A 13,413-nucleotide genomic window follows, 5' to 3' on the forward strand; every position below is an offset into this window, starting at 1 on the left:
GTCTCCTTAGTTGGCGTCAAAACGGAAGACATCTTCACAAGCCTGTTGTAACGCGCTGTCGCTTTGAATATTGCAGTTACGCGTCCAACCAGTAATGCCGTTAGCATTGTCCCAGGCGGGCGTCATGATGACGTTAAGCCCGCTCAGACTCTCCTGGCCGGTAAGCGTGATGACGCCTTTTTCCACGCTCATGCCCGAAACATAACGGGTGATGACGGGCGAGGGGATACCGTTGACGCCCGCATCGCATGTGCTCGTCCCACCATGTTCCAGAGCGCAGAGTTCGACGGCGGTACGGTAGGGGACAAACGTTTGCAACATATCCGTCAGCGCCGCTTTACGCAGATAGTTCTGGTAAGCCGGAATGCCAATGGCGCTTAAAATGGCGATGATGCCAATAACGACCATCAGTTCGATAAGCGTGAAACCGCGTTGTTTTTCCATTGTTCGCTCCTTGAGTTAGCTGGCGCTACTGTGGCAAACGAGGAAAGAGCGGGCGAGCGGCAAAAGGTAAAACGGGAAGGCGGATTCTGAAGATTTTCGCTGCGTTACATGACACGGCAACGTTATTGCGAGGCGCTACGAATATTTTACCGAATCACGACGCGGATCTACGGACAGGTGATTTATAGACCCGACGGCGCAGCGCCATCGGGCGGAGAGGATCAGCGAAAACGCATGGAGAGATCGAGCGCGCGTACGTGCTTGGTCAGCGCGCCAACGGAGATGAAATCCACCCCGGTTTCAGCAAATTCGCGTAAGGTTTCCGCGGTGACGTTGCCGGATACTTCCAGCCGCGCCTGGCCGTTGACGCGTTTCACCGCCTCGCGCATCTGGTCGGTGTTGAAATTATCCAGCATGATAATATCCGCGCCTGCTTTCAGCGCATCGTCCAGTTCATCCAGATTTTCGACCTCGACTTCTACCGGCACGTCCGGATGTAGCCAGAACGCTTTTTCCACCGCCTGACGAACAGAACCGGAGGCGATGATATGGTTTTCTTTAATCAGGAACGCGTCAGTGAGGCCCAGACGATGATTGGCGCCGCCGCCGCATAAAACTGCATATTTGAGCGCGGTGCGCAGACCCGGCAGCGTTTTACGCGTGTCGAGCAACTGGGTTTGGGTGCCAGCCAGCAGTCCAACGTAGCGGCGTACTTCACTGGCGACGCCGGAAAGGGTCTGGACAAAGTTTAGCGCCGTGCGCTCGCCGGTCAGCAATACGCGAGCCGGGCCGTTCAGTTCAAACACTGTTTGGTTGGCGTGAATGGCGTCGCCGTCATCGACATGCCAGGTGAGGCGCACATCATCGCCCGCCAGTTGGATGAAGACCTCTTCAACCCAGCGCTTGCCGCAGAAAACGCCGTCTTCACGAGTGATCACCGTGGCATGGGCTTGCGTATCTGCCGGCAAAAGTTGCGCGGTGATATCGTTGCCAGCATCGACTTCTCCACCTAAATCTTCACGCAGCGCCTGAGCAACGGCGGCAGGGATATCGAGATTAATGCGTTCCAGTAGCGCGTCACGTCGGTCGTCTGGGTTATAACGGCGAGGCGGCATGATAAAACTCCAAATTGCTAACGAATCATAAGGTAGAAACATGCTACTCTGAAGCAGCTATAAGCACCACTCAAAAGGAGACTACGCATGTTGCCAGATAAGGGTTGGTTGGTAGAGGCGCGACGCGTCCCTTCTCCGCATTACGATTGCCGTCCGGATGACGAAAAACCGTCCTTGCTGGTGGTGCATAATATTAGCCTGCCCCCCGGCGAGTTTGGCGGTCCGTGGATCGATGCATTATTCACCGGAACGATAGATCCAGACGCCCATCCTTTTTTTGCAGAAATCGCTCATCTTCGTGTTTCGGCCCATTGTCTGATTCGTCGCGACGGTGAAATCGTCCAGTATGTGCCTTTTGATAAGCGTGCGTGGCATGCGGGCGTATCAAACTATCAGGGGCGGGAACGTTGTAATGATTTCTCCATTGGTATTGAGCTGGAGGGGACGGATACGCTGGCTTATACCGATGCGCAGTATCAGCAGCTAGCCGCCGTGACGCGCACGCTTATCGCTTGCTATCCGGCGATCGCCGACAATATGACCGGACACTGCAACATTGCGCCTGACCGCAAAACGGACCCTGGCCCTGCCTTTGACTGGCCGCGCTTTCGCGCTTTGGTAGCCCTCTCGTCGCACAAGGAGATGACATGACGCTGTTTACGACATTACTGGTGCTGATTGTCGAGCGCCTGTTTAAGCTGGGCGAGCACTGGCAGCTCGATCATCGGCTGGAGGCGCTATTCCGTCGGATTACGCATTTTTCGATGTTGCGCACGATGGGAATGACGGCGATCGCGATGGTGGTGACTTTTCTACTGCTCCAGGCGTTAAAAGGGCTGCTATTTAACGTGCCGACGCTGGTGGTGTGGATTCTCCTGGGCGTGCTGTGTATCGGCGCGGGCAAAGTGCGAGTACATTATCACGCCTGGCTGAAAGCGGCGTCCCGTAACGATCCGCATCCTTGCGAGGCGATGGCCAGCGAGCTTACGCTGATTCACGGCGTGCCGCCGGATTGTAATGAGCGTGAGTTTTTGCGTGAGCTGCAAAATGCGTTGTTATGGATAAATTTCCGTTTTTACCTCGCACCGCTATTTTGGTTTATCGTTGGCGGTCCATGGGGGCCGGTAACGCTGGTGGGCTATGCGTTTTTACGGGCCTGGCAGACCTGGCTGGCGCGCTATCAGACGCCGCACCAACGTTTGCAATCCGGCATTGACGCTATTCTTCATGTGCTGGACTGGATTCCGGTACGTCTGGCGGGCGTAGTGTATGCATTACTGGGGCATGGCGAGAAAGCGTTGCCGGCCTGGTTTGCCTCGCTGGCGGATCTGCATACTTCGCAATATCAGGTGCTCACACGTCTGGCGCAGTTCTCACTGGCGCGCGAACCGCATACTGACAAAGTAGAAACCCCCAAAGCGGCGGTGTCGATGGCGAAGAAGGCCTCGTTTGTGGTGGTGGTGATTATTGCGTTGCTCACCATTTATGGGGCATTAGTGTAATGTTGTGCCGATAGCGCTAACGCTTATGCTGCCTACAATGGAAAAATCTGTAGGCCCGGTAAGCGTTAGCGCCACCGGGCAGTGCAACGGCTTAGATCGTATCGGCTGGCGGCACGCCAAAATCAGGCATCCCGTTTTCGTCCCAGCGCACCCGTTTCAGACGCGTATGGCGGTTGGGATCGTACAACGGATCGCCTTCAATTTCGGTGTAATTTCTCGCGTGGTACACCAGTACATCTTCACCTTCCGGCGTTTGCGTAAAGCTGTTGTGTCCCGGCCCATACTGGCGATTTTCATAGCTGGTGGTAAAGACCGGGCGCGGTGATTTATGCCAGTTGGCCGGATCGCGCGGATCGTCGTTTACGTTAATCCACAGTAACCCCATACAGTAGTTTTCATCGGTGGCGCTGGCTGAATAGCTGATAAACAGCTTGTCGCCGTGCGCCAGTACGGCCGGACCTTCGTTAACCCAAAAACCCCGACACTCCCAGTCGTACTCTGGCTTACTGAGTCTTACCGGCTCGCCTTTAATCGTCCACGGATTTTCCAGTTCAGCCAGATAAATATTTGAGTTACCGGCAATATCCGGCGCTTTTTGCGCCCACAGATACCACTGCTTTCCCTGATGATAAAAAGTGGTGGCATCGAGGGCGAAGGTATCAAACGGTGTTTTAATTTGACCTTTCTCCGTCCACTTGCCGGTGAGTGGGTCGGCATCGGCGCACTCCAGGGCAAACATGCGGTGCTGGAACATTCCCAGCTTATCAAGCGCTTGAGTATGGGTAGCGGCAAAATAGATGTACCACTTGCCGTTGATGCGGTGCATTTCCGGTGCCCAGATGAGCTGGCTCATCGGGCCACTTTCCGGTTTGCGCCAGACGACAACGGGGTCGGCGGCGCGCAACCCTTCCAGCGAATCAGCCCGGCGGATTTCCAGCCTGTCATATTCCGGTACGGAGGCAATAAAGTAGTAATCGCTGCCGTCGCGTAAAATAAACGGATCGGCACGTTGTTCAATAAACGGGTTTGGCCAGTTTGCCATCAGGCTTTCCTTACGCTTTCAGCGGCTTTGAGCTCCTGCAACTCACTCAATTCGCGGTAATTAGTGCGACGTTTTTCCAAATCGTCCTGGATTTTTTTCATCAGTTCACGGTCAACTTTCAGCAGACGTACCACGCCTGCGGTAATCAGATAGCCAACGCCGGGGATAACGGTAAACAACAGCATAATACCGTTCATCGCCGAGGCGCTTTGCGCTTTGGCGCTGGCGTCATAACCGTACCAGGAGAGCAAAAAGCCGACCATCGCCCCGGCAATCGCCAGGCCCAGTTTGAGGAAGAACAGGTTACCGGAGAAGCTAATACCGGTAATGCGTTTGCCGGTTTTCCATTCGCCGTAATCATCGACGTCCGCCATCAGCGACCAGTGCAACGGGGAAGGGATCTGATGCAGAATATTGAGCAGGAAGTAGAGCGCCACTATCATCACGGTAGCTTTCGGATCAAAGAAATAGAACGCGCAGGAGAAAATCGCCAGCGCGATATTGGTCCAGAAAAATACCTTCAATTTACACCAGCGATCGGTTAAGACTTTTGCCAGCATACTGCCGATCATCATACCGACCACGCCAAGGCTAATAAAAAGCGTAGCGAAATGGGTGCTTTGTCCCATCACCCAGGTGACGTAATACATGGTCGCCGCCATACGGATAAACCCCGGGCAGACGTTACATAAGGTCAATAGCAGAATGCGTACCCATTGATCGTTTTTCCACACGTCTTTGAAATCATTCTTCATATCATCGTGCGTCGGAACGGCAGGGCGAACGCGTTCGCGGACGCTGGCAAAGCAGAACAGAAACATACCCATGCCGATAATCGCCAGCACGGTCATCGCCAACTGATAGCCTTTGGCTTTGTCGCCGCCGCCAAACCAGTCCACCATCGGCAATAGCGTTAACGATAGCAACAGCGTCGCGATGCCGACTAACACGAAGCGATAAGCCTGACAGGCCACGCGCTCTTTTGGATCGTTGGTGATCACGCCGCCCAGTGAGCAATAGGGAATATTGATGGCGGTGTAGGTCACGGAAAGCAGAAAATAGGTGACGAAAGCATAGACAACTTTGCTGTTATAGCCCCAGTCCGGCGTCGTGAACATCAGCACGCTGAACAGCGCGTAGGGAAATGCAATCCACAGTAGCCAGGGGCGGAAACGACCATATTTACTTTGGGTACGATCGGCAAGCGCGCCCATCACCGGATCGGTAACGGCATCGATAACGCGTACTGAAAGGAGTAAAACACCGACTAACGCCGGGGCAAGACCAAAAATATCCGTATAAAAGTAATTAACAAACAGCATGATAGCGCCAAAAATAATGTTACATCCGGCGTCACCCATGCCATACCCGATTTTCTCTCTTACCGAAAGTCTGCCCTTATCCATTGAGACTTCTCCCCATCAGATGATGGCGGTAATTATTCGCCTGCGAGCTTTTTTTTGCGTAGCAGGATCACGCCGCTGATATGGATAAAATGGTTATACGTGGGAAACTGTGAGGCAGATAACACCCTCCCCGGACGGGGAGGGCGGAAAAGTAACGCCACGATCAGTGGGCTTTCACCGTTTTTGCCGTTTTTTCTTTACACAGGTAGCCGACGCCCAGGATGAGCAGCCATACCGGAATCAGCCACACGGAGATCGCCATACCTGGCGTCATCAGCATAATGATCAATACCGCCGCCATAAACAGCAGGCAGAGAACATTGCCGAACGGATAAAACAGGGCCGGGAAGCGGGTTTTCACGCCCTGCTGCTGTTTCGCGCGACGGAACATCATATGGGCAAGGCTAATCATCGCCCAGTTAATGACCAGCGCGGAGACCACCAGCGCCATCAGCAGTCCGAATGCGGACTCTGGGGCCAGGTAGTTGAGCAGCACGCACAACGCCGTCACGACGGCGGAAACCAAAATGGAGCTCACCGGCACGCCGCGTTTGTCGACGTTCAGCAGCGCTTTCGGCGCATTTCCCTGCTGGGCCAGACCGAACAGCATACGGCTGTTGCAGTAAACGCAGCTGTTATAAACCGATAGCGCGGCGGTGAGAACCACGATATTCAGCGCATTGGCGACAAACGTATCGCCCAGCTCATGGAAGATAAGGACAAATGGGCTGGTATCGGCGGTGACGCGAGTCCATGGCAGCAGCGAAAGCAGAACCGCCAGCGAGCCGATATAAAAAATCAGGATGCGATAGATAACCTGATTAGTGGCTTTGGGGATGCTCTGTTCCGGGTTATCGGCTTCAGCGGCGGTGATCCCTACCAGCTCCAGTCCGCCGAACGAAAACATAATAATGGCCATCATCATCACCAGCCCGGTCCAGCCATGCGGCAGAAAGCCGCCCTGTTCCCACAGGTTGCGCACGGTGGCCTGCGGACCAGCGGTATCGCTGAAGAGTAACCACGCGCCGAACAGAATCATAGCGATGACGGCGATCACTTTAATAATGGCGAACCAAAACTCCATCTCACCGAACACTTTAACGTTGGTCAGGTTGATGGCGTTGATAATCACAAAGAAGGCTGCCGCAGAAGCCCAGGTGGGGATCTCCGGATACCAGAACTGGATATATTTACCCACTGCGGTCAGTTCCGCCATGGCAACTAATACGTACAGCACCCAGTAGTTCCAGCCGGAAGCGAATCCGGCAAAGCCGCCCCAGTATTTATAGGCGAAGTGGCTAAAAGAGCCGGCGACCGGTTCTTCAACCACCATCTCCCCCAGCTGGCGCATAATCAGAAAGGCAATAAAGCCTGCAATCGCATAGCCCAGGATAATTCCTGGCCCCGCCGACTGAATAACGGAGGCGCTTCCCAGGAACAAGCCTGTCCCTATCGCGCCGCCCAATGCGATAAGCTGAATATGGCGGTTTTTCAGGCCGCGCTTGAGCTGCTCGCCGTGCTGCTGACTGTCCATTATAAAACCTCGTGTATCGGGCGCGGTTTATTCATAACGCGCTTATTTTGAACGATGCAGTAGTGCGTGTGTAAGTTTGCAATTCCGATTTTTGTATTGATTTATTTACAAGCTCGTTTTTTAAAATGTCACTTCAACTCTTTCGTCTTGATCAGAATAATGGTATGTGGCCGCGAATGCACCTGCTTTGTGCAGGGGTGATGACGAGTTGCGTAAAAAGAAAGCACTTGTAAATACCTCCTTTTATTTTCCCTTACAGATGTTAATTTGTTTTTATTCATTATTTATGCATAAAAATGCATTTAATCTACTGTTGAATCGGTTCAGATGAGATTTTTTATCGTTTCAAATACGTTAAATCTACCTCCAGGTGGGTAAATTTAACATTTGTGCACAGTTACAGTTTTGAAACATGATTTCTGTAAAATTGTTAAAATGTGCCTCCTTTACTGATTTCAATCAAAACCTGTATGGACAGAAGGTGAATACTTTGTTACTTTAGCGTCACAGACATGAAATTGGTAAGACCAATTGACTCCGGGCAAATGGCTTAAGACAGGAAATCATGGCCTACAGCAAAATCCGCCAACCAAAACTCTCCGATGTGATCGAGCAGCAGCTGGAGTTTTTAATCCTTGAGGGAACATTGCGTCCCGGAGAAAAACTCCCACCGGAACGTGAACTGGCAAAACAGTTCGACGTCTCCCGTCCCTCCTTGCGCGAGGCGATTCAACGTCTCGAAGCGAAGGGATTGTTGCTTCGTCGCCAGGGCGGCGGAACCTTCGTGCAGAGCAGCCTGTGGCAGAGCTTTAGCGACCCGCTGGTGGAACTGCTCTCCGATCACCCTGAATCCCAGTTTGACCTGCTCGAAACGCGCCATGCTCTGGAAGGCATTGCGGCTTATTACGCGGCGCTGCGCAGCACCGATGAAGATAAAGACCGTATTCGCGAGCTGCACCATGCTATTGAGCTGGCGCAAGAGTCCGGCGATCTGGATGCCGAGTCCGAAGCCGTGCTCCAGTATCAAATCGCCGTCACCGAAGCGGCGCACAACGTGGTATTGCTTCATCTGCTAAGGTGTATGGAGCCGATGCTGGCGCAAAACGTGCGGCAGAACTTCGAATTGCTGTATGCGCGTCGGGAGATGCTGCCGCTGGTGAGTACGCATCGCACCCGTATATTTGAAGCCATTATGGCCGGAAAACCAGAAGAAGCGCGTGAAGCGTCACACCGCCATCTGGCGTTTATCGAAGAGATTATGCTGGACAGAAGCCGTGAGGAGAGCCGTCGTGAACGCGCTTTACGCCGCCTGGAACAGCGCAAGAATTAGTTTTTTCTGGCAGAACGTTAACCAGAAGATGTTGTGAATAAAGCGCAAAAATGTGCGCGGCAACTAAATGCCAGGCCCATAAGGCTATTTTATTTGCCATTTTGGTCCTGGGCAGTGCTCACAATCCTCACGTACTACGTGTACGTTCCGGTTGTTCCGCGCTGTCCGTGACCAAACTGGCTGCAACAATTACACCTTATGGGCCAGGCAATAAACGCAGAACCTGTCTTATTAAGCTTTCTGACGAAAGTTTAATGGGACAGGTTCCAGATAACTCAACGTATTAGATAGATAAGGAATACCCCCATGTCAGAACGTTTCCAAAATGACGTGGATCCGATCGAAACTCGCGACTGGCTACAGGCGATCGAATCGGTCATCCGTGAAGAAGGTGTTGAGCGCGCTCAGTATCTGATTGACCAACTGCTTTCTGAAGCTCGTAAAGGCGGCGTGAAAGTCGCGGCAGGCGCAGGGGCCAGTAATTACATCAACACTATTGCCGTTGAAGACGAACCGGAATACCCGGGTAATCTGGAGCTGGAACGTCGCATTCGTTCTGCGATCCGCTGGAACGCCATCATGACCGTGCTGCGCGCGTCTAAAAAAGACCTTGAGTTGGGCGGCCACATGGCGTCCTTCCAGTCTTCCGCCACGATCTATGATGTCTGTTTTAACCATTTCTTCCGTGCGCGCAACGAACAGGATGGCGGCGACCTGGTGTACTTCCAGGGCCACATCTCTCCGGGCATCTACGCTCGCGCGTTCCTGGAAGGTCGTCTGACCCAGGAACAGATGGATAACTTCCGTCAGGAAGTTCACGGCAATGGCCTCTCTTCCTATCCGCACCCGAAACTGATGCCGGAATTCTGGCAGTTCCCGACCGTCTCTATGGGTCTGGGCCCAATCGGTGCTATCTACCAGGCGAAATTCCTGAAATATCTGGAACACCGCGGCCTGAAAGATACCTCTAAACAAACCGTTTACGCCTTCCTCGGCGACGGCGAGATGGATGAGCCGGAATCCAAAGGCGCGATCACCATCGCCACCCGTGAAAAACTGGACAACCTGGTCTTTGTTATCAACTGTAACCTGCAGCGTCTTGACGGCCCGGTCACCGGTAACGGCAAGATTGTTAACGAACTGGAAGGCATCTTTGCAGGTGCTGGCTGGAACGTTATCAAAGTCATGTGGGGCGGTCGTTGGGATGAACTGCTGCGTAAAGACACCAGCGGTAAGCTTATCCAGCTGATGAACGAAACCGTTGACGGCGACTACCAGACCTTCAAATCCAAAGACGGCGCTTACGTACGTGAGCACTTCTTCGGTAAATACCCGGAAACCGCCGCGCTGGTGGCCGACTGGACCGATGAGCAGATTTGGGCGCTGAACCGCGGTGGTCACGATCCGAAGAAAGTCTATGCTGCACTGAAAAAAGCGCAGGAAACCAAAGGCAAAGCGACGGTAATCCTGGCCCATACCATTAAAGGTTACGGCATGGGCGACACCGCGGAAGGTAAAAACATCGCTCACCAGGTTAAGAAAATGAACATGGACGGCGTGCGTTACGTCCGCGATCGTTTCAACGTGCCGGTTGCCGATGCTGATCTCGAAAAACTGCCGTACATTACCTTCCCGGAAGGTTCTGAAGAACACAAGTACCTGCATGAACGCCGTCAGGCGCTGCATGGCTACCTGCCAAGCCGTCAGCCGAACTTCACCGAGAAGTTAGAGCTGCCTCAACTTTCAGATTTCGGCGCGCTGCTGGAAGAGCAAAGCAAAGAGATTTCCACTACGATCGCTTTCGTGCGTGCCCTGAACGTGATGCTGAAGAACAAGTCGATCAAAGATCGCCTGGTACCGATCATCGCCGACGAAGCGCGTACTTTCGGTATGGAAGGTCTGTTCCGTCAGATTGGTATCTACAGCCCGAACGGCCAGCAGTACACCCCGCAGGACCGTGAGCAGGTTGCTTACTACAAAGAAGACGAGAAAGGCCAGATTCTGCAGGAAGGGATCAACGAGCTGGGCGCAGGCGCATCCTGGCTGGCTGCGGCGACCTCTTATAGCACCAACGATCTGCCGATGATCCCGTTCTATATTTACTACTCTATGTTCGGGTTCCAGCGTATCGGCGACCTGTGCTGGCAGGCTGGCGACCAGCAGGCTCGCGGCTTCCTGATCGGCGGGACTTCCGGTCGTACAACGCTGAACGGCGAAGGTCTGCAGCACGAAGATGGTCACAGCCACATTCAGTCGCTGACTATCCCGAACTGTATCTCTTACGACCCGGCTTACGCCTATGAAGTGGCTGTCATCATGCATGATGGTCTGGAGCGTATGTACGGTGAGAAACAAGAGAACGTTTACTACTACATCACCACCCTGAACGAAAACTACCACATGCCGGCCATGCCAGCAGGTGCCGAGGAAGGTATCCGTAAAGGTATCTACAAACTCGAAACCCTTGAAGGTAGCAAAGGTAAAGTTCAGCTGCTGGGCTCCGGTTCTATCCTGCGTCACGTGCGTGAAGCGGCAGAGATCCTGGCGAAAGACTACGGCGTAGGTTCTGACGTGTACAGCGTAACCTCCTTCACCGAACTGGCGCGTGATGGTCAGGATTGTGAGCGCTGGAACATGCTGCACCCGCTGGAAACCCCGCGCGTACCGTACATCGCTCAGGTGATGAACGACGCTCCGGCAGTGGCATCTACTGACTATATGAAACTGTTCGCCGAGCAGGTTCGTACTTACGTACCGGCTGACGACTATCGCGTACTGGGTACGGATGGCTTCGGTCGTTCCGACAGCCGTGAGAACCTGCGTCACCACTTCGAAGTTGATGCTTCTTATGTGGTTGTTGCAGCGCTGGGCGAACTGGCTAAACGTGGCGAAATCGACAAGAAAGTGGTAGCGGATGCGATTACCAAATTCAACATCGATGCAGATAAAGTTAACCCGCGTCTGGCGTAAGAGGTAAAAGAATAATGGCTATCGAAATCAAAGTACCGGACATCGGGACAGATGAAGTTGAAATCACCGAGATTCTGGTCAAAGTGGGCGACAAAGTGGAAGCTGAACAGTCGCTGATCACCGTAGAAGGCGACAAAGCCTCTATGGAAGTCCCGTCTCCGCAGGCTGGCGTCGTGAAAGAGATCAAAGTCTCTGTCGGCGACAAAACTGAGACCGGTGCACTTATCATGATTTTCGATTCCGCCGACGGTGCAGCTGACGCTGCGCCTGCTAAGGCAGAAGAGAAGAAAGAAGCGGCTCCGGCAGCAGCACCTGCTGCGGCAGCGGCGAAAGACGTTCACGTACCGGATATCGGCAGTGACGAAGTTGAAGTGACTGAAGTGATGGTGAAAGTGGGCGACACCGTAGAAGCTGAACAGTCGCTGATCACCGTCGAAGGCGACAAGGCCTCTATGGAAGTGCCGGCGCCGTTCGCGGGCACCGTGAAAGAGATCAAAGTGAACACCGGTGATAAAGTGTCTACCGGCTCACTGATTATGGTCTTCGAAGTGGCGGGCGCAGCGCCTGCCGCAGCAGCACCAGCGAAAGCGGAAGCCGCTCCGGCTGCGGCTGCTCCAGCAGCAGCGACGGGCGTGAAAGACGTTAACGTACCGGACATCGGCGGCGACGAAGTTGAAGTCACCGAAGTGATGGTCAAAGTCGGCGATAAAGTTACCGCTGAACAATCACTGATCACCGTAGAAGGCGACAAAGCCTCTATGGAAGTTCCGGCTCCGTTCGCGGGTACCGTGAAAGAAATCAAGATCAGCACCGGCGATAAAGTGAAAACCGGTTCTCTGATTATGGTCTTCGAAGTAGAAGGCGCAGCGCCTGCGGCCGCTCCGGCTAAACAGGAAGCGGCGGCGCCGGCTCCGGCGGCGAAAGCTGAGAAGCCTGCTGCCCCGGCTGCCAAAGCGGAAGGCAAATCTGAGTTCGCTGAAAACGACGCGTACGTTCACGCTACTCCGCTGATTCGCCGCCTGGCGCGCGAGTTTGGCGTCAACCTGGCGAAAGTGAAAGGCACCGGTCGTAAAGGCCGTATTCTGCGCGAAGACGTTCAGGCTTACGTGAAAGACGCTATCAAACGCGCGGAAGCTGCGCCGGCTGCTGCGGGCGGTGGTATCCCGGGTATGCTGCCGTGGCCGAAAGTGGACTTCAGCAAGTTTGGTGAAGTTGAAGAAGTGGAACTGGGCCGTATCCAGAAAATCTCTGGCGCGAACCTGAGCCGTAACTGGGTGATGATCCCGCACGTTACGCACTTCGACAAAACCGATATCACCGATCTGGAAGCGTTCCGTAAACAGCAGAACGCCGAAGCTGAGAAGCGCAAACTGGATGTGAAATACACGCCAGTGGTCTTCATCATGAAAGCGGTTGCCGCGGCTCTGGAACAGATGCCGCGCTTCAACAGCTCTCTGTCCGAAGACGGTCAGCGTCTGACCCTGAAAAAATACATCAACATCGGCGTGGCGGTTGATACCCCGAATGGCCTGGTGGTTCCGGTCTTTAAAGACGTGAATAAGAAGAGCGTGACCGAGCTGTCTCGTGAACTGACCACCATCTCCAAAAAAGCGCGTGATGGTAAGCTGACCGCTGGTGAAATGCAGGGTGGTTGCTTCACTATCTCCAGCATCGGCGGCCTGGGAACTACCCATTTTGCGCCGATTGTTAACGCGCCGGAAGTGGCTATCCTCGGCGTTTCTAAGTCGGCGATGGAGCCGGTGTGGAATGGGAAAGAGTTTGTGCCGCGTCTGATGATGCCTATCTCTCTTTCCTTCGACCACCGTGTGATCGATGGTGCTGATGGTGCGCGTTTCATTACCATTATCAACAATATGTTGTCTGACATTCGCCGTCTGGTGATGTAAGCGAAAAAGCCGGCCCGACGGCCGGCTTTTTTTTGATAATCTCATGTGTTTTGTGAGGTTATTAGCGAAAGCGATAATTCGTGATCCGTTTGTTGTTTCAAAATTGTTAACAATTTTGTAAGATACGGGCGGATAGAACGACCCGGTGGATGATGGGCGATCA

At 53.5% G+C, this 13,413-nt stretch carries 10 protein-coding genes; 5 read left to right on the forward strand and 5 right to left on the reverse strand.

The annotated features are described in order from the left end of the window. Positions 1–6 precede the first annotated feature (6 nt). Positions 7–444: a prepilin peptidase-dependent pilin gene (gene ppdD, locus NA197_RS19560; RefSeq protein ID WP_000414988.1), complete on the reverse strand. Its 438-nt coding sequence runs from the start codon at positions 442–444 to the stop codon at positions 7–9. Positions 445–665: 221 nt separating this feature from the next. Then, entirely contained in the window at positions 666–1,559 is an 894-nt protein-coding gene (gene nadC / locus NA197_RS19565; protein ID WP_001135136.1) for a carboxylating nicotinate-nucleotide diphosphorylase, read from the reverse strand. A gap of 87 nt (positions 1,560–1,646) precedes the next feature. On the opposite strand from nadC, the gene ampD reads away from it, so the two are divergent. Together ampD and ampE are read left to right on the forward strand one after the other, a co-directional pair. Continuing rightward, positions 1,647–2,210: a 1,6-anhydro-N-acetylmuramyl-L-alanine amidase AmpD gene (ampD, locus tag NA197_RS19570; RefSeq protein WP_000936326.1), complete on the forward strand. Its 564-nt coding sequence runs from the start codon at positions 1,647–1,649 to the stop codon at positions 2,208–2,210. Then, entirely contained in the window at positions 2,207–3,061 is an 855-nt protein-coding gene (gene ampE / locus NA197_RS19575; protein ID WP_000172039.1) for a beta-lactamase regulator AmpE, read from the forward strand. The genes ampD and ampE overlap by 4 nt, the downstream gene beginning before the upstream one ends. A 91-nt stretch (positions 3,062–3,152) precedes the next feature. On the opposite strand, the gene NA197_RS19580 is transcribed toward ampE, so the two are convergent. From NA197_RS19580 to aroP, 3 genes are all read right to left on the reverse strand, one after another. Further along, a complete protein-coding gene (locus NA197_RS19580; RefSeq protein WP_001576964.1) occupies positions 3,153–4,103 on the reverse strand; it encodes a glycoside hydrolase family 43 protein in 951 nt (316 codons plus the stop codon). Beyond that, positions 4,103–5,509, reverse strand: a complete 1,407-nt coding sequence (locus NA197_RS19585; RefSeq protein WP_000357539.1) for a glycoside-pentoside-hexuronide (GPH):cation symporter — start codon at positions 5,507–5,509, stop codon at positions 4,103–4,105. Before NA197_RS19585 ends, NA197_RS19580 begins: the two co-directional genes overlap by 1 nt. Before the next feature lie 163 nt (positions 5,510–5,672). Then, on the reverse strand, positions 5,673–7,046 hold the full coding sequence (gene aroP / locus NA197_RS19590) for an aromatic amino acid transporter AroP (RefSeq protein ID WP_000969487.1): 1,374 nt from the start codon (positions 7,044–7,046) through the stop codon (positions 5,673–5,675). A gap of 562 nt (positions 7,047–7,608) precedes the next feature. Here aroP and pdhR point away from each other — a divergent pair. The 3 genes from pdhR (at position 7,609) to aceF (ending at position 13,250) form a co-directional block, all read left to right on the forward strand. Next, a complete protein-coding gene (gene pdhR, locus NA197_RS19595; RefSeq protein ID WP_000331771.1) occupies positions 7,609–8,373 on the forward strand; it encodes a pyruvate dehydrogenase complex transcriptional repressor PdhR in 765 nt (254 codons plus the stop codon). 306 nt (positions 8,374–8,679) lie between these two features. After that, the gene (aceE, locus tag NA197_RS19600; RefSeq protein WP_000003851.1) at positions 8,680–11,343 is read left to right on the forward strand and encodes a pyruvate dehydrogenase (acetyl-transferring), homodimeric type; all 2,664 of its coding nucleotides are present in this window, start codon (positions 8,680–8,682) and stop codon (positions 11,341–11,343) included. 14 nt (positions 11,344–11,357) lie between these two features. Beyond that, positions 11,358–13,250 (forward strand): pyruvate dehydrogenase complex dihydrolipoyllysine-residue acetyltransferase, encoded by a 1,893-nt coding sequence (gene aceF / locus NA197_RS19605; RefSeq protein WP_064043213.1) that lies wholly within the window; start codon positions 11,358–11,360, stop codon positions 13,248–13,250. The last annotated feature ends 163 nt before the right edge of the window (positions 13,251–13,413 follow it).

Source organism: Salmonella sp. NW884, from assembly GCF_051700745.1.
Taxonomy (GTDB): Bacteria; Pseudomonadota; Gammaproteobacteria; order Enterobacterales; family Enterobacteriaceae; genus Salmonella; species Salmonella enterica.

Excerpts from the sequence above, each read along its gene's own strand:
- NA197_RS19580 (WP_001576964.1), bottom strand. The coding sequence starts at position 4,103 with ATGGCAAACTGGCCAAACCCGTTTATTGAACAACGTGCCGATCCGTTT.
- ampE (WP_000172039.1), top strand. The coding sequence starts at position 2,207 with ATGACGCTGTTTACGACATTACTGGTGCTGATTGTCGAGCGCCTGTTT.
- aceE (WP_000003851.1), top strand. The coding sequence starts at position 8,680 with ATGTCAGAACGTTTCCAAAATGACGTGGATCCGATCGAAACTCGCGAC.
- pdhR (WP_000331771.1), top strand. The coding sequence starts at position 7,609 with ATGGCCTACAGCAAAATCCGCCAACCAAAACTCTCCGATGTGATCGAG.
- ppdD (WP_000414988.1), bottom strand. The coding sequence starts at position 444 with ATGGAAAAACAACGCGGTTTCACGCTTATCGAACTGATGGTCGTTATT.
- nadC (WP_001135136.1), bottom strand. The coding sequence starts at position 1,559 with ATGCCGCCTCGCCGTTATAACCCAGACGACCGACGTGACGCGCTACTG.
- aceF (WP_064043213.1), top strand. The coding sequence starts at position 11,358 with ATGGCTATCGAAATCAAAGTACCGGACATCGGGACAGATGAAGTTGAA.
- ampD (WP_000936326.1), top strand. The coding sequence starts at position 1,647 with ATGTTGCCAGATAAGGGTTGGTTGGTAGAGGCGCGACGCGTCCCTTCT.
- NA197_RS19585 (WP_000357539.1), bottom strand. The coding sequence starts at position 5,509 with ATGGATAAGGGCAGACTTTCGGTAAGAGAGAAAATCGGGTATGGCATG.